We start from the raw sequence: 16,074 nt of genomic DNA on the forward strand, positions 1-16,074 counted from the left end.
TGCAATTGCTACGTTTAATGACTCTTGTCCACCTGGTTGTGGAATAGTCACTGATTGTGCGTGCTCTAAGGCGTAATCACTTGCACCTTGGCCTTCATTTCCTAAAATCCAGACACAAGGTTGAGAAAGATCTTGTGAATAGAGGCTTGTTGAGTGATGAGAGCTTGTAACAAAAACTGGGATTCTAAATTTCGGAAGAATATCTGTGAGCTGGAAGTTTTCAAAACAATGTAAGCTAAAATGAGCTCCCATACCTGCTCTTAAAACTCGTGGAGACCAAAGTGATGCAGAACCTTGTGTGCAAATGATTTGCTTAATATTTGCTGCTGCTGCTGAACGTAGCAATGTGCCTACGTTACCTGGATCTTGTATATTCTCCAGAATTAAAGTATCTACTTTATAGTCAATTGTTGATGCAGTTTTAGGCAAATCAATAATAGCTAAACAAGGTAAGCTCGTGCCTAATGTGCTCAAATCTCTATATAAGACTTCACTAATAACAAAGATATGACCTTGATGCAGTTCTATTATTTTTTTTAAATCAGCGTGTTCTAATGCTTGTTCTGTAGTAAATAAAGAAAAAATCTTCTTTTGCTGTTGTAACCACGTTAAACAGAGATGGGTTCCTTCAAGGACTGTTTGTTGGTGCTTTTTTCGAGCGCTATTAAGTTCAATTAATCCACGCAAATGTTTAATTTTTGCATTGTCTTTTGATTCTAAAAAAATAACCGCCATGAGAAAATATCCAACAAAAGGGCACCATCATACTATGATGCCCTAAATAATTAAATTATTAATGATAGCTTGTTACACGCTCAACTTCATTTTTAGAACCAATAATTACAGGAACACGTTGGTGAAGCTCTGTTGGTTCAATATCTAAAATGCGAACACGGCCTGTAGTTGATGTGCCACCTGCTTGTTCAATGAGCATACTCATTGGGTTTGCTTCATACATTAAACGTAAGCGACCCGCTTTTTTCGGATCTTTTAAGTCGTATGGATAAAGGAAAATACCGCCGCGGCATAAAATACGGTGAATATCACCCACCATACATGCTACCCAACGCATGTTGAAATCTTTTTCACGAACAGATGTTTTACCAGCAAGTAATTCATCAATATATTGTTTTACAGGTTCTTCCCAATGACGCTGGTTAGACGCGTTAATTGCAAACTCTTGAGTATCTGCTGAAACTTGAACATTGTCAGTAGTTAGTAAGAATGTTTGAGTTTCTGGGTCTAGAGTAAAGAATACTACGCCATTTCCTACAGTTAAGGCCATCATGGTTGATGGACCATAAAGTACGTAACCAGCAGCAACTTGCTGTGTACCCGCTTGCATGAAATCTTCTGCTTGGGTTACCGCATTTTTTGCAGGCAGGATAGAGAAAATTGTGCCTACACACATATTGATATCGATATTGCTTGAGCCGTCTAATGGATCAAATAACACTAAATATTTACCATTTTCTTGTGCAGGTGTGAACTCATCAAGCTCTTCAGAAGCGAGGCCACCCACTTGTGGATGAACTTTTAAAGCATCAATTAAATAGTCATTTGAAATCACATCAAGTTTTTTCTGTGTTTCACCTTGAACATTTTCATTACCAGCACTACCCAAAATACCAGCGAGTGCACCTTTTTGTAAGGCTTGATCGATCGTTTTACAGGTAGTGGCGATAGTGTCGATGACTTGAGCCAACTCAGGTGTTAGATTCCCTTTTTGTTGTTGTAAAAATTGGGACAATGTGAGGTTGGACATATAAAATAGCTCCTGTGCTTCAAGCATCAAAATGAGTCAGATAAATACGAGGCATATTCTAGATGAGAATGTCACAAAATAAAAATTATCTTACTTTATTTGTGTTGGATTTATGCTTACAACCCCCATTTTAAATGGTATGTTCATTATATAACAACGGACTGTATATTTTTAGGAGAATCGAAATGACTACAAAGAAGTTTGATGCGACCCCAACAGCAGGTGAACCAATCAATCTAGATGAAATTTCGAAAGAGAATGTTCAGGAAGCTTGGAAAGATTATGAGGCAAAACCTGAATATAAAGATTTTAATAAGCATGATTTGATTGAATCTATGCAACATACTGAAGAAGAAAAGAAATCTTCTTAAGTTTTGTTGTTATAAAAAAACGCTCATATTTTATGAGCGTTTTTTTATGCATATGCCTTATTTTAATAAAGGAGGCACTGCTTCGTAATTAATTTCAACGCGGCGATTTTCTTTCCACGCAGATTCATCATGTCCTGCATTAACAGGCGCTTCTTTACCATAGCTTACAGCTTCAAGTTGCTGTGGGTTTACACCATTGGTAATTAAGTAGCTTTGTACAGCTTTAGCACGACGCTCGCCTAAAGCCATATTGTACTCACGTGTACCACGTTCATCTGTATGGCCAGTTAATGCAACTTTTGAATTTGCATTTGCCATAAGGAATTGAGCGTGAGCTTGAAGCGTTTGATAGTCTTCAGTAGATAAATCACTGCTGTCATAATCAAAATGAACAACGCGTTTTGCCAAAGCAGCTTTATTTGCTTCAGTTACACCTTTCGATGAAGCACCAGCCAAATTTTGAGCATTTAATGCCGCATCTTCACTTAAACCAGATGTGTTAACTGTACTTGGATTTGTGCCAGTTGCAGTAGTTGCTGCTGGTTTGCGGCTAGCACAACCCGTCATTACAAGTGCTACGCTAAGAAAGGGTAAAGCTAAATATTTGATTGATTTCATGATCATCTCCATCAATGGAATTAAAAGTTATTTTGGTGCCCAAGCTGGTTCACGTACTTCACCTTGTTCGCTTGGTAAATTCATACGGAAACGTCCATCAGTAGACATGATAGATAACAAGCCACGGTTGCCTTCACGAGTCGCGTAGACCACCATTTGCCCATTCGGTGAGAAACTTGGTGATTCATCTAAACTGGTTGGAGTAAGAATATTGGTGATACCAGTATTAATATCTTGAATTGCAACTTTATAACTGCTGCCACTTGGGCGATGAACAAGAGCAATCTTTTTGCCATCTGCGCTCAAAGTTCCGCGTGCATTAAATGATCCTTTAAAGGTTAGACGTTTTACTGAACCATCAGCAAAGGTATAACGATAGATTTGGGCAGAACCACCACGGTCAGAAGTGAAAATAAACGATTTTCCATCTGGTGTATAACGTGCTTCTGTATCAATTGCCGAGTCATTTGTCATACGTTTGACTTGGCGAGTTGATAAGTCCATTTGATAGATTTCTGGATTGCCATTCATAGATGCTGTAAATAGCATTGATTGGCCATCAGGTGAAAAACTCGGTGCGCCATTTAGGCCTTTAAAGCTAGTGAGTACTTCACGTGTTCCAGTAGATAAATCTTGTAGATAAATTGCTGGACGTTTGGTTTCAAAAGAAACATAAGCAATTTTCTTGGCATCTGGTGTCCATGCCGGAGAAAGAATTGGGTCACGAGATGACAAAACAGTTTTTGGCTGTTCACCATCGGTATCTGCAATTTGTAAAGTATAACGCTCTGCAGGAGTTGCTGGATTTCTGAGTACATATGCTATACGGCCACTAAAATCACCCGGAATGCCAGTAAGTGCCTGATAAATAGCATCACTCACCATATGACCAGCTTGGCGTATGCGTGAAGCAGGAACATTTAAAAGTTCATTTAAAATGTATTGCTGCTTTTGTACATCATAAAGTTGGTAATGAACTTCAAAACCTGTAGCTGTTTGTTTAATTTGTCCAGTAACTACATATGGAATTCCGGCAGCTTGCCAGTCAGACGCTTGAATCTGATTGATTGCAGCATTGGCAGGTAAATTTTTAGATGAGCTTGTAAAGCGTCCAGAACGGTTTAAGTCAGTTTCAACAATAGGAGAGAGCCCATTGTCATTGTTAAACGGGACAATAGCAATTTTAGGTGCCTGATCTGGTGCTTTAGCAATTTCCAGATATAACTGGGCAAAAGCAGTTGTAGAAGCAATAGGGCTTAAGGCTGTGATCAATGCTAAAGATAGCAGGTGTTTGCGGCTCGTATTCATAAGTTTAAAGTCATAGCTGGTATTTTTGTGACTGTTGATTTTGTAGCATAGTTACATGCCTTAAACTATTTAAAGCATGTAACTCTTTCAAAATTATTGCGCTCTAAATGTAGAGTTAACGCTTCTTGCTTCGCGCCTTGCATCTGGGTCTGATGGCATAGGATATGGCGCAGAGGCTTGAATTGCGGCCTTAATACTTGCATCTAAAGCATCATCGCCACTTGAACGCGTGATCACGATAGAATTAACGCTACCTGAGTCTGAAAGGGTAAAACGAACACCAACTGTTTTACCACTACTGCCAGTCGGGACATCCCAAGAGCGTCGAATTTTTTGTTCAAAATCGCGTCTAGCTGAAGAAGCAATTTTTTTAGCTTCGGCTTTCTTCTGAGCTGCTTCTTCTTGAGCTTTTTGGGCAGATGCAGCTTTTGCTTCGGCCTCAGCTTCAGCTTTTCGTTTAGCATCGTCCGCAGCTTTTTGCTGCTTAGCTTTTGCATCAGCTTCAGCTTTTTGTTGCTTGGCTTTTGAGTCAGCTTCAGCTTTACGTTTAGCATCATCAGCAGCTTTTTGCTGCTTAGCTTTAGCGTCTGCTTCAGCTTTGCGTTTAGCATCGTCATTGGCTTTTTGTTGTTTAGCTTTCGAATCTGCTTCGGCTTTACGCTTAGCATCTGCTTCAGCTTTACGTTTAGCATCGTCATTAGTCTTTTGCTGTTTAGCTCTAGCATCGGCCTCAGCTTTACGCTTAGCGTCTTCATTAGCTTTTTGCTGTTTAGCTTTAGCGTCTGCTTCAGCTTTACGTTTAGCGTCTTCAGCAGCTTTGCGTTTAGCATTAGCATCTTGTTGTGCTTGAAGTTTAGCATTTTCGGCTTTTTGAGCCTCACGTTTCAGCTTTGCCTCTGTCTCTGCTTTTCGCTTAGCCTCTTCAGCGACTTTTTGTCTAGCCTTAGCATCTGCTTCAGCTTTCGCACTTTGTTCGGCTTTGCGTTTTTGTTCAGCTTCCGCTCTTGCTTTAGCTTCAGTTTGACGTTTAGCTTCAGTTTGCTGCTTTTGTGCTTCCTCTATACGTTGCTGTTCAGCCGCTTGTTTAGCTTCTGCTGCTTCTTCAGCTTTACGTTTTTGTTCAGCCAATTTTGCTTGCTGTGCCTGTTCGGCCTTTTGCTTTTGAGCAGCAAGTTGTTGAGCTGTTGGAGGAGGGGGCGTAGCCGGAAGATTTTGAGGAAGAGTTTCATCCACAATAGGGGTTAACACCTCTTTTGCTTCATTTGTAGCTGTAGTCTGTTGTTCAACTTCTTTGGCTAATGGAGGCGGTAAATCTTCTGGCTTAACTAAAATAGTTGTTAGCTTTTTTGGCTGTTCAGGTGGTTTACTCAAGCCTAAAAAAAGCAAGCCAACAATGGCAATTGCATGAACTCCTAGTGTAAAGCTCAATGCAATCGCATTTTGTTTAAAGTGTGGCTTTTGATTTATATTCATAGCTTATTTTAAAGGCTCTGTCAGAAGGCCAACTTGAGTTAAACCTGCTTCTTGTAAACTTGCCATCAATGATACGACTTCTCCATAAGGACGAGACTTATCACCATTGACTAAAACTGTAAGTTGTTTATTTTCTTGTTCAGCTTGTTTTTGAGCATTGCTTAAAACTTCTTCAAGTTTTTCACGAGATAAAGGTTCACTATCTTTGTAATCTTCATATTGAAGATAAATATTGCCATCTTTACCAATCGTTACCATGGCTGGCATATCTTTTGATTCGATTGGATGGTTATTTGCTTGAGGTAAATCGACTTTAATACCACTGGTAATCATGGGTGCAGTCACCATGAAAATAACCAAAAGTACAAGCATAACGTCAATATAAGGTACGACGTTCATATCACTTTTCAGTGGTTTTTTTATGCGCTCAAAGCGCCCTGAACGCTGAATTGCCATTATGCATCTTCCTGTGATGAACCCACAGACTGACGTTGCAATAAAGCAATCATCTCTTCAGCAAATAAAGCACGATCAGAGTAAACACTTTCGCTTTTAGAAGTGAAATGGTTAAAAGCCAATACAGCAGGAATTGCAGCAAATAAACCAATTGCGGTTGCAATAAGTGCTTCGGCAATACCTGGTGCAACAGTTGCTAGAGTAACTTGATCAACAGCAGCTAAACCGATAAAGGCATTCATAATCCCCCAAACGGTACCGAATAGACCGATGTAAGGAGCTACAGAGCCGATACTTGCTAAACTACCTAAGCCATATTCCAGATGGCTTTGATCACGGCTCAAACCTACACGTAAAATACGTTCAGTCCCTTCAATTGTCTGTGAAACAGGGGCTTGACGTTTTTTAAGTTTAAAAAATTCACTCAATCCTTGATAAAAAATATCTTCAAGACCTGAGCGTTTTGAGTTGAGCTGAGCATTGTTGTAAAGCGTATTGAGTTCAGCACCAGACCAAAACATTTTCTGGAAATGTTCATCTTCTTGATGTGCTTTTTTATAACTCATATGTAACTTGGCAATCAGATACCAACTAAAGATTGATGCTAACAATAAAATTAGCATGACCAACTGAACGACTGGACTTGCCTGTAAAATAAGGTCAGAAATATGCAGGGTTGATTCAATGTTTGTTGCCATAGTTACATATGCCGGTTGTTTTTTTAGTCTTGTTCCAATTCTTTACGAATAAGATCACGTATTTCTTCTGGAAGACGACGAGCTACAAGTTCTTTGCTTAAACATGCCAACTCAACCTCGCCAGAAGCAAGCAAGATTTCACCACGATAAATATTTTGTTGCAACACAAATGACGCAGCTTTACATGAAACTACACGTGCTGTAACAGTAATTAAATCATCCATTAAAATAGGACGCATGTATTTTACGTCAATTTTGTGTACGACAAAGTTGTAGTCTTTTTGATGCCAGTAATGATCAACGCCAGAAGCACGGAGCCATTCAGTACGGGTACGTTCCATATAGCGAATGTGGTTGGCATGGTAAACAATACCACCTGCGTCCGTATCTTCAATATAAACACGAATGTTGAATTCAAAATGATTCGCCATGAGAGGATTCCGTTTTAGTTCACTATAGAGCTTTGCATTTAAAATATGACTGCTGAATAAAACATCAATTTTATTCGAAGCCACGTATATGCTTTAAATACGGGGCAGTTTAGCAGATTGCATACTAAGTCCTATGGCACAACCTTTCAATTGCGATTGCTGTATTTTTGGTCTAAAAACGCTACATCTCATGGCTAGCATGCTTTTAAATTATGACGGTTTCCATGTGGTTTGAACTTGTTTTGACATATTCGGATAATCTAATACGAATCTTACATGTAACTCAGTCCCTGTTTTTAAGGCCTTGTCATCTACAATAAAATAAGGATTATGATTCGGTGCAGCCTGAGTTAAGTCCTGATTTTCTGGTGTAGCTCCTAAGAAAACAAAGAATGATGGCATCAGTTTGCCATAATAGGCGAAATCCTCACTAGCGCTTGCATTATGGTCAAGCACATGCAGTTTTGAAGCTCCTGCAACTTTGGCTAATGTTGGCTGAATAAGTTGAGTAAGGGTTTTATCATTCATGGTTACTGGTGCATAAGGTGCAATTTCAACTTTAGCAGTTACATCATTGGCTTGAGCATTATGCTCTATCATGACTGGTAAACTTTTTAAGATATTATTTCTTATTTCTTCGTTATTAGAGCGAATAGTACCGATCATATTGACCTGTTCGGGAATCACATTTCCTGCTGTACCACCTTGAATATTGCCAATACTGACCACGCCCATACCTTGGGTTAGATCTGTTCTTCGGCTAATCAGACTTTGCAAATTGTTAATCATTTGTGCCGATGCATAAATTGGATCTTTACCTAACCAAGGGGTAGAGCCATGGACCTGTTTACCATTGACCTGAATACGTAAGTGATCTGCACTATTTAAAATGGCGCCGTCTTTATAGTAAAGGTGCCCACTTTTCATGCCCGCCATGACATGCATTCCAAAAATAGCTTCAGGTTTATAGTCTTTAAATGCGCCGTCTGCGATCATTTTTCTAGAACCGATTTGATCGCCATGAGTAAAATTATCTATATCTGCACCACCTTCTTCAGCAGGTTGGAAAACAAAAACAACTGTGCCCGATATTTTATCTTTATTAGCAGCCAGAATTTTTGCTGCGCCTAATAACATTGCAGTGTGTGCATCATGTCCACAAGCATGCATCACATAAGTTTCTTTGCCTTGATAAATTGCTTTTTGTTTACTTGCAAAGGGAACACCGCTTTTTTCTTCCATTGGCAGAGCATCCATATCCGCTCGAAGTGCGATGATAGGGCCGGGTTTGTCACCTTTTAAAATGCCGATGACCCCTGTTTTTGCATAACCAGTTTTGACCTGAATGCCATAAGATTTCAATTCTTTTTGAACAAGGGCAGATGTTTTAAACTCCATATTGCCGAGTTCCGGATGTTGGTGAATGTTTTGTCTTAGCTGAATAATCTGATTTTCATTTTGTTGAGCAGCATCGTTGACCCAATCTGCTAGGCTTAGCTGACTTATGAGGGCGAGTGGCAAAAATAAAGCGGCTTTCTTATACATGTCCTTATCCTAGAAATATTATTGTTCATAAGATTTAATATCTTAATTTCTTATAGTTCAGTTTTTAAAAATATTAAAAAATCAATAAGGTATAAAGAAAGACTTAAAAGGTATCGAGTCGCTAATTGATTGATAAGACAATTATTACTTTAGTTAAATAGAATAGTTAAATTAAAAAAAGGAAGAGAAAATTCTCTTCCTTTGGCTAGTTTTTAGGCTCAGGTGGCGTTAGTCCAAACTGTAAATAAGATTGATTGGTAGCAATACGACCTCGAGCAGTACGCATCACATAACCTTGTTGAATTAAATACGGTTCAAGAACGTCTTCAAGAGTGCCGCTATCTTCAGCCATTGCTGCTGCTAGCGCTTCAACTCCAGCAGGACCACCATCAAAACGCTCTAGTAGCATGCTCAAATAACGTCGGTCTAGGGTGTCTAAGCCTGCCTTGTCAACATTGAGCATATCAAGAGCACGTTGCGCCATGTCATGGGTCACTTCACCTGTACCTTTTACTTGTGCATAGTCGCGCACACGACGTAATAGACGATTGGCAATACGAGGTGTTCCACGTGCACGACGTGCAACTTCTTCTGCACCCTCAACTGTAATGGGTACATTCATTAAGTTTGCAGAGCGTGACACAATATGAGTTAGGTCTTCTACAGAGTAAAACTCAAGACGTTGTACAATACCGAAACGGTCACGTAGAGGAGAGGTAAGCAAGCCCGCACGTGTAGTCGCAGCGACGAGTGTAAAAGGTGGTAAATCCAGTTTGATTGAGCGAGCAGCAGGACCTTCACCAATCATAATATCTAATTGGTAGTCTTCCATCGCTGGATAAAGAATTTCTTCAATAACTGGAGAAAGACGGTGAATTTCGTCAATGAACAAGACATCGCCTTCTTCAAGGTTGGTAAGCATTGCAGCTAAGTCGCCCGCACGCTCCAAAACTGGCCCCGAAGTAGATTTAAGATTACCACCCATTTCTCGCGCAATAATATTTGCAAGTGTGGTTTTACCCAAACCGGGTGGACCAAAAATCAGCGTATGATCGAGTGCTTCACCACGACCGCGAGCTGCGCCAATGAAAATTTCCATTTGCTCGCGTACTACAGGTTGCCCAATATAGTCGGCAAGTGAAGTTGGTCGAATCGCCCGATCAAAATGATCTTCTGGTTTTTCTGCTCCACTGATTAGACGATCTTGCATAAGTGTTTTACTTCATCATTGATTTAAGAGCAGCACGAATAATATCGGCTGATTCGGTGTAATCGGCTTTAACCGCAGCAACAGCTTTTTGTGCCTCAAGTGGCTTGTAACCTAACGATTGCAAGGCCGCTTCTGCTTCTGCGACAGGCGAGTTTGCAGCAAACTGAATTTGAGGTAGGGTAGCTGAAGTAGAAGTCCCTTGAGCTAATGTTTTGAAACGGTCACGAAGCTCAATCATTAAACGCTCAGCTGTTTTTTTGCCAACACCTGGGACCTTTACTAATGTGTTGATATCGTCATGCTCAATTGTATGCACAAGTAACTCAACACTTAACGTTGATAGAATCCCTAATGCCATTTTCGGGCCTACACCATTCACTTTTAATAAGGTGCGGAAAATTATTTTTTCTTGAGCATCACTGAAACCATAGAGCTGTTGAGCATCTTCACGGACAACCAAATGCGTCCATAACGTAACTTTTTGGCCTTTTTGTAATTGGCAAAATGTTGAAAGTGGCGTATCAATTTCATAACCCACACCATTTACATTTAGTAAGACAGTAGGGGCTTCTAAGGCAAACACTTCGCCAATTAAACATCCGATCATAGAGTAATTTCACTTATTCATAACTGTAAATCTGGTCGCTCTAACATTCATTGAAAACGACACATGTTTTATTTCTTTCTATATCAAGCCAGCTTAAAACAAGCCAATTTTATTACCTTGTAGCTCTTGAGCCAAGCTATAAGCCTGATGATCTGAGAACTTACTGATAATATCGAGTACTTGCATAATATTACTGTAATGATTATTGCTAAAGTTAGCACCATACAGATTAAGGATAGACATTAAACGTTGTTCTTTAAAGCTTAAAGATTTATGGGGGGTGGTCAGAGGTACAAATGCATCCAGAATTGTTTGCAAACTTTGGTGAGCAATAATTTCTAAACCAGACTTTTGTGGATGTTCAAAAATTTTATCACGCGCCAGATTTTTGGCTGTTTCGATACCAATTGCAATATCGGGTGAGCAATATTGTAAAAGGTTGCCTTTAAGCTGACCGGTAATAATTTCATAATGATGTTTAGCAAAGGCTGTGGTGACTTCATCAACTAGACGTTTCATGACACGACCACGTAATGCCGAAATCTTTTGTTGCCACGTACTATTTGGATGTGATAATTCTTCAGGCTGACCATAGTCGGCAATAAGATTTAAGAAAATTGGCTCAACTTCTTGGTAACTCAGCATATTTAAGATAATGCCATCTTCTAAGTCAATTAAGGCATAGCAAATATCATCCGCAGCTTCTAACAAATAAGTCAGTGGGTGACGACAATAATGATATTCACCTAACTGAATAAGTCCGAGCTGTTCGGCAATCTGTTTTAAAATTTCTTTTTCAGATTGATAACAACCAAACTTTGCTCGTTGATGAGAAGGGCGATCCCCTTGTGATGCAATGGTTTTTGAAAGCCATGGATACTTTAAATAAGCCCCTAAGGTTGCATAGGTTAAACGCATACCTCCATCATTTGGATGATAGTCAATGCGGCTTAATAAACGTAATCCTTGAGCATTACCTTCAAATTGGCGAACATCTGCTTCTTCTTCAGGACTTAATTTTTTTAAAAAATCATTATGTGATGCGTCGTCAAACCATTCGCGAATCGCGTATTCACCTGCATGTCCGAAAGGTGGGTTGCCAATGTCGTGGGCCAGACAGGCTGCTTGAATAATTGCGCCAACATCAGCAGGAGAAATCCAAACGGGTAATTCATCTTTTATTTTTTCGGCGGCAAGCATGCCCATTGAGCGACCAATACAGGAAACTTCAAGAGAGTGAGTTAAACGAGTATGGATGCCATCATGCTGTGCGAGTGGGTGAACTTGTGTCTTACGGTTTAGCTGACGAAAACTTTGAGAAAATATAATGCGGTCATAATCTTTATGGAATGGGCTACGAGCCAGTTCTGTACTGCTTTTTTTACTACCTAAACGAACTGCAGAAAGCAGCTCTAACCAACGCATTTGTTCCATTTATCATTATTCAAAACTGTAAAACCTGATGATGCCAAAAAAAAGTTAAAAGCACTAGCTTGGTGCGACATAGTTTGTCTTAGTTCAGGTTTTATTATGTTATTGAACAAACATGAAACAATTTATTTTTAGCTAGAATGCCTAAAAAAATGATTTTGAACAAAAAACTACTCACTTCTTGCAGAATTAGGTTACAGAATACTGATTCTACATCTAGCTGATTTTAGCAAGAAGCAGTAGAATATGCGCTCTCTCTAAAGTCACATTGCGGTAAGGTTCACAAGACCTGCCCGTGGAGCCAAAATCAACATGTTTATCGTGGCCGGTGCAGCAGCACATTCTTCTTTTAAGAAAGCTCAACTATTAACACGTTTATCGTCAATTAGTTCTGTTCAATCTTTTGACAGCCAATGGGTCTATTTGTTTGATCAAGCGCTCAACGAGCAGCAACATCAATCTGCTTTGCAATTATTGAATGACGGTGAGTCTTTTGAACTTCGTCAATCTGCAAGTGATGAGATTCAGATTTTAGTGACACCACGTGTGGGTACTATTTCACCTTGGTCTTCTAAAGCAACTGATATTTTCAAAAACTGTAATACACCAGTACACCGTTTAGAACGTGGTCTTTTATTCACGTTAAAAGGTGTTACTGAAATTACGAATGAAGTTAAACAAGTACTTCATGACCGTATGACAGAAACAGTTTTTGCTCAAATTGATGATGCAAAAGCATTATTTTCAGAAACTGCTCCAAAACCACTAAATTCAATTGATATCTTGGGCCAAGGCAAAGAAGCTTTGGTTAAAGCTAACAATGAGTTTGGTTTTGCGTTATCTGAACAAGAAATTGATTACCTGACTGAAGCATTCGGTAAGCTTGGTCGTAATCCAAATGACATCGAGTTAATGATGTTTGCACAAGCAAACTCTGAGCACTGTCGTCATAAAATCTTTGGATCTGAATGGACAATTGATGGTGAAAAACAACCATTGTCATTGTTCCAGATGATTAAAAACACTTATAAAGAATCTCCAACTGATGTGTTATCTGCATATAAAGATAATGCTTCAGTAATTGTGGGTTATGACACGATGCGTTTTTATCCGAAAGCGGATGAAAATGGTCACTTTGTTTATAAATATAAGAGCCAAGCTGCTCATATTTTAATGAAGGTTGAAACTCATAACCACCCAACAGCAATTTCTCCATTTGCTGGTGCTGCAACTGGTTCAGGCGGTGAAATCCGTGATGAAGGTGCAACAGGTCGTGGTGGTAAACCAAAAGCTGGTTTAACAGGTTTCACAGTTTCGAACTTAAACATTCCTGGTTTTGAACAACCTTGGGAAGAAAACTACGGTAAACCTTCACGTATGGCATCGCCATTACAAATCATGATTGAAGGTCCATTAGGTGGCGCGGCATTTAACAATGAATTCGGCCGTCCTGCATTAAATGGTTATTTCCGTACTTTCGAACAAAATGTAAATGGTGAAGTGAAAGGCTTCCACAAGCCAATCATGATTGCTGGTGGTTACGGTAATATCCGTCCAGACCATGTAGAAAAAGATGCGATTCAACCAGGTGATTTACTCATTGTCTTGGGTGGCCCTGCAATGTTGATCGGTCTTGGTGGTGGTGCTGCATCTTCAGTAGATAGCGGTACAATGGGTGAAAGCCTTGATTTCGCATCTGTACAACGTGAAAACCCAGAAATGGAACGTCGTTGTCAAGAAGTGATCGATACTTGCTGGCGTTTAGAAGATTTCAACCCAATCGTTTCTGTACATGACGTTGGCGCGGGCGGTCTATCGAATGCTATGCCTGAACTTGTGAATGATCATGAGTTAGGTGCAGTTCTTGACCTTCGTAAGATTCCTTCATTAGAACCAGGCATGAGCCCAATGGAAATCTGGTCAAATGAAGCACAAGAGCGTTATGTTCTTGCTATTCGTCCAGAATCTTTAGAGCAGTTCGAAGCAATCTGTGCACGTGAACGTTGTCCGTTTGCTGTATTGGGTGAAGCAACTGAAGCACGTCACTTAACAGTTGAAGATCCATTGTTCCAAAATGATGCTGTTGATATGCCAATGCAGGTAATGCTTGGTGGTACGCCACGCATGCAACGTTCTTATGAAACTACTGAACGTAGTGGCGATGATTTTGACGCTTCAAAAGTTGATTTGAAAGATGCGATTTTCCGCGTATTGAAAAATCCTACAGTTGCGTCTAAGTCATTCTTGATCACAATTGGTGACCGTTCAATTACAGGTATGGTTGCTCGTGATCAAATGGTTGGTCGTTGGCAGGTTCCTGTTGCAGATGCAGCAGTAACGACAACAAGTTTGCAAGGTTTCACTGGTGAAGCAATGGCAATGGGTGAACGTCCCCCAGTTGCATTGTTAAATCCAGCTGCATCTGCTCGTTTGGCAGTTGCTGAAGCAATTACCAATATTGCATGTGCAAACATTGAACAAATTAGCGATATCAAACTTTCTGCAAACTGGATGGCTGCTGCTGGTCAAAAAGGTGAAGATCAAGCATTGTTTGAAGGCGTGAAAGCAATTGGTATGGAAATGTGTCCTGCTTTAGGAATTGCGATTCCAGTAGGTAAAGACTCACTTTCAATGCGCACGACTTGGAATGACAACGGTGAAGATAAAGCCGTAACTTCTCCAATGACGGGTGTAATTACTGCATTTGCTCCAGTAACTGATGTTCGTAAGACCTTAACACCCGAACTTAAAAATTTAGAAGATTCAGTACTTGTACGTATTGATTTGTCTAAAGGTCAGTTCCGTTTAGGCGGTTCGATTCTTGCTCAAGTATATAAAGCAATCGGTTCAATCACTCCGGATGTTGATAGTTTTGATGATTTCAAAGCGTTCTTCGCTTTAATCCAAGACTGGAACAACCGTGGTTTGATTCAGGCTTACCATGACATCGGTGATGGTGGTTTATTAGCTTCTGTAGCTGAAATGATGTTTGCTGCACGTTTAGGTGTTGCGTTAGAAAACCAGACTACTGCGGGCTTATTTGCAGAAGAAATTGGTGCAGTACTTCAAATCAAAGCAACTGATTGGGACGCTTTGCAAGCAGAAATCGCAGCTTCTAGCTTAAAAGATGCAATTGCTGTAGTTGGTCGTGTAAATAACTCAGATCAATTATCTGTAAATGGTTTAACTTTAGATCGTGCTGAATTACAACAAGCTTGGTCTGAGGTATCTCATCAGATCCAACGTCTGCGTGATAACGTAGAAACTGCTGATCAGGAATTTTCATTAATTACTGACAATGCGCATAAAGGTTTGATTGCTAAACCAACATTCGACTTGAATGAACCTGTTGAAGCACCGTTCATTAATACACGTCGTCCTAATATGGCAATCTTGCGTGAGCAAGGTGTAAACGGTCATATTGAAATGGCGGCAGCTTTCGACAAAGTTGGTTTCAATACGATTGACGTACACATGAGCGACTTACTTGCTGGTCGTGTAAGCCTAAGTGATTTCGAAGGTTTAGTGACTTGTGGTGGTTTCTCTTACGGCGACGTAATGGGCGCAGGTGGTGGTTGGGCAAAATCAGTATTGTTTAATGCTAAATTACGTGATCAGTTTGAGCAATTCTTCCATCGTGAAGAAACATTCAGCTTAGGTATCTGTAATGGTTGCCAGATGTTGTCACAATTAGCGCCGCTTATTCCGGGTACTGAGCACTGGCCACGTTTCCACCGCAATATGTCAGAAGTTTTTGAAGCTCGTAGCGTAAACGTTCGTGTTGAAAAATCTGTTTCTGTATTACTTGATGGTATGGAAGGTTCAATCTTACCGATTGCTGTTGCACATGGTGAAGGCCGTGCTGTTGCAAGTGAAAGTGCTCTTGCTGGCTTAAATGCTGGTAACCAAGTTGCATTGCGTTATGTTGATAGCCACGGTAACCCGACTCAACATTACCCATTGAACCCGAATGGTTCACCTGAAGCGATTACTGGTGTTACTTCTAAAGATGGTCGTGCAACGATTATGATGCCGCATCCAGAGCGTACCTTCCGCGCGCTTCAGCATTCTTGGAAACCAGAAGAGTGGACTGAAGACGGTGCATGGTTACGTATGTTCCGTAATGCTCGTAAGTTTATTGGTTAATATAAAAATTGAAAT

General features: G+C 40.1%; 14 protein-coding genes. 2 read left to right on the forward strand and 12 right to left on the reverse strand.

Annotation, left to right across the window (positions count from 1 at the left end; all coding sequences use genetic code 11):
- Positions 1 to 735, reverse strand: a 735-nt coding sequence (locus NL42_RS07010; protein ID WP_461312242.1) for a TrmH family RNA methyltransferase, incomplete at its 3' end; no start/stop codon positions are given.
- Positions 736 to 793: 58 nt separating this feature from the next.
- A complete protein-coding gene (locus tag NL42_RS07015) occupies positions 794 to 1,765 on the reverse strand; it encodes a class 1 fructose-bisphosphatase (protein WP_013197070.1) in 972 nt (323 codons plus the stop codon).
- Positions 1,766 to 1,950: 185 nt separating this feature from the next.
- Between NL42_RS07015 and NL42_RS07020 the strand changes: the two genes are divergently transcribed.
- Positions 1,951 to 2,136: an NF038105 family protein gene (locus NL42_RS07020; protein ID WP_009393678.1), complete on the forward strand. Its 186-nt coding sequence runs from the start codon at positions 1,951 to 1,953 to the stop codon at positions 2,134 to 2,136.
- Between the two features lie 57 nt (positions 2,137 to 2,193).
- On the opposite strand, the gene pal is transcribed toward NL42_RS07020, so the two are convergent.
- From pal to NL42_RS07070, 10 genes are all read right to left on the reverse strand, one after another.
- Complete coding sequence (gene pal, locus NL42_RS07025) at positions 2,194 to 2,754, reverse strand: peptidoglycan-associated lipoprotein Pal (protein ID WP_004643699.1); 561 nt, start codon at positions 2,752 to 2,754, stop codon at positions 2,194 to 2,196.
- A gap of 27 nt (positions 2,755 to 2,781) precedes the next feature.
- Complete coding sequence (gene tolB / locus NL42_RS07030) at positions 2,782 to 4,062, reverse strand: Tol-Pal system beta propeller repeat protein TolB (protein ID WP_016137340.1); 1,281 nt, start codon at positions 4,060 to 4,062, stop codon at positions 2,782 to 2,784.
- A gap of 93 nt (positions 4,063 to 4,155) precedes the next feature.
- A complete protein-coding gene (tolA, locus tag NL42_RS07035) occupies positions 4,156 to 5,535 on the reverse strand; it encodes a cell envelope integrity protein TolA (protein ID WP_461312243.1) in 1,380 nt (459 codons plus the stop codon).
- Between the two features lie 3 nt (positions 5,536 to 5,538).
- Complete coding sequence (gene tolR, locus NL42_RS07040) at positions 5,539 to 5,991, reverse strand: protein TolR (protein ID WP_042898128.1); 453 nt, start codon at positions 5,989 to 5,991, stop codon at positions 5,539 to 5,541.
- Positions 5,991 to 6,689, reverse strand: a complete 699-nt coding sequence (gene tolQ / locus NL42_RS07045; RefSeq protein WP_003650232.1) for a protein TolQ — start codon at positions 6,687 to 6,689, stop codon at positions 5,991 to 5,993. The genes tolR and tolQ overlap by 1 nt, the downstream gene beginning before the upstream one ends.
- Before the next feature lie 23 nt (positions 6,690 to 6,712).
- Entirely contained in the window at positions 6,713 to 7,120 is a 408-nt protein-coding gene (gene ybgC / locus NL42_RS07050) for a tol-pal system-associated acyl-CoA thioesterase (protein ID WP_004699892.1), read from the reverse strand.
- A gap of 210 nt (positions 7,121 to 7,330) precedes the next feature.
- On the reverse strand, positions 7,331 to 8,665 hold the full coding sequence (locus NL42_RS07055; RefSeq protein WP_461312244.1) for a M20 family metallopeptidase: 1,335 nt from the start codon (positions 8,663 to 8,665) through the stop codon (positions 7,331 to 7,333).
- Between the two features lie 205 nt (positions 8,666 to 8,870).
- Positions 8,871 to 9,875: a Holliday junction branch migration DNA helicase RuvB gene (gene ruvB / locus NL42_RS07060; protein ID WP_004643694.1), complete on the reverse strand. Its 1,005-nt coding sequence runs from the start codon at positions 9,873 to 9,875 to the stop codon at positions 8,871 to 8,873.
- A 7-nt stretch (positions 9,876 to 9,882) separates the two neighbouring features.
- A complete protein-coding gene (gene ruvA, locus NL42_RS07065) occupies positions 9,883 to 10,482 on the reverse strand; it encodes a Holliday junction branch migration protein RuvA (RefSeq protein WP_461312245.1) in 600 nt (199 codons plus the stop codon).
- A gap of 93 nt (positions 10,483 to 10,575) precedes the next feature.
- The gene (locus tag NL42_RS07070) at positions 10,576 to 11,916 is read right to left on the reverse strand and encodes a deoxyguanosinetriphosphate triphosphohydrolase (RefSeq protein WP_461312246.1); all 1,341 of its coding nucleotides are present in this window, start codon (positions 11,914 to 11,916) and stop codon (positions 10,576 to 10,578) included.
- 309 nt (positions 11,917 to 12,225) lie between these two features.
- Here NL42_RS07070 and purL point away from each other — a divergent pair, with 309 nt between their 5' ends.
- Complete coding sequence (gene purL / locus NL42_RS07075) at positions 12,226 to 16,059, forward strand: phosphoribosylformylglycinamidine synthase (protein ID WP_461312247.1); 3,834 nt, start codon at positions 12,226 to 12,228, stop codon at positions 16,057 to 16,059.
- Positions 16,060 to 16,074 lie beyond the last annotated feature (15 nt).

It is taken from the genome of Acinetobacter sp. GN11 (genome assembly GCF_054823985.1).

Coding starts and splice junctions, on each gene's coding strand:
- NL42_RS07015 (WP_013197070.1), bottom strand. CDS start 1,765: ATGTCCAACCTCACATTGTCCCAATTTTTACAACAACAAAAAGGGAAT.
- NL42_RS07020 (WP_009393678.1), top strand. CDS start 1,951: ATGACTACAAAGAAGTTTGATGCGACCCCAACAGCAGGTGAACCAATC.
- pal (WP_004643699.1), bottom strand. CDS start 2,754: ATGAAATCAATCAAATATTTAGCTTTACCCTTTCTTAGCGTAGCACTT.
- tolB (WP_016137340.1), bottom strand. CDS start 4,062: ATGAATACGAGCCGCAAACACCTGCTATCTTTAGCATTGATCACAGCC.
- tolA (WP_461312243.1), bottom strand. CDS start 5,535: ATGAATATAAATCAAAAGCCACACTTTAAACAAAATGCGATTGCATTG.
- tolR (WP_042898128.1), bottom strand. CDS start 5,991: ATGGCAATTCAGCGTTCAGGGCGCTTTGAGCGCATAAAAAAACCACTG.
- tolQ (WP_003650232.1), bottom strand. CDS start 6,689: ATGGCAACAAACATTGAATCAACCCTGCATATTTCTGACCTTATTTTA.
- ybgC (WP_004699892.1), bottom strand. CDS start 7,120: ATGGCGAATCATTTTGAATTCAACATTCGTGTTTATATTGAAGATACG.
- NL42_RS07055 (WP_461312244.1), bottom strand. CDS start 8,665: ATGTATAAGAAAGCCGCTTTATTTTTGCCACTCGCCCTCATAAGTCAG.
- ruvB (WP_004643694.1), bottom strand. CDS start 9,875: ATGCAAGATCGTCTAATCAGTGGAGCAGAAAAACCAGAAGATCATTTT.
- ruvA (WP_461312245.1), bottom strand. CDS start 10,482: ATGATCGGATGTTTAATTGGCGAAGTGTTTGCCTTAGAAGCCCCTACT.
- NL42_RS07070 (WP_461312246.1), bottom strand. CDS start 11,916: ATGGAACAAATGCGTTGGTTAGAGCTGCTTTCTGCAGTTCGTTTAGGT.
- purL (WP_461312247.1), top strand. CDS start 12,226: ATGTTTATCGTGGCCGGTGCAGCAGCACATTCTTCTTTTAAGAAAGCT.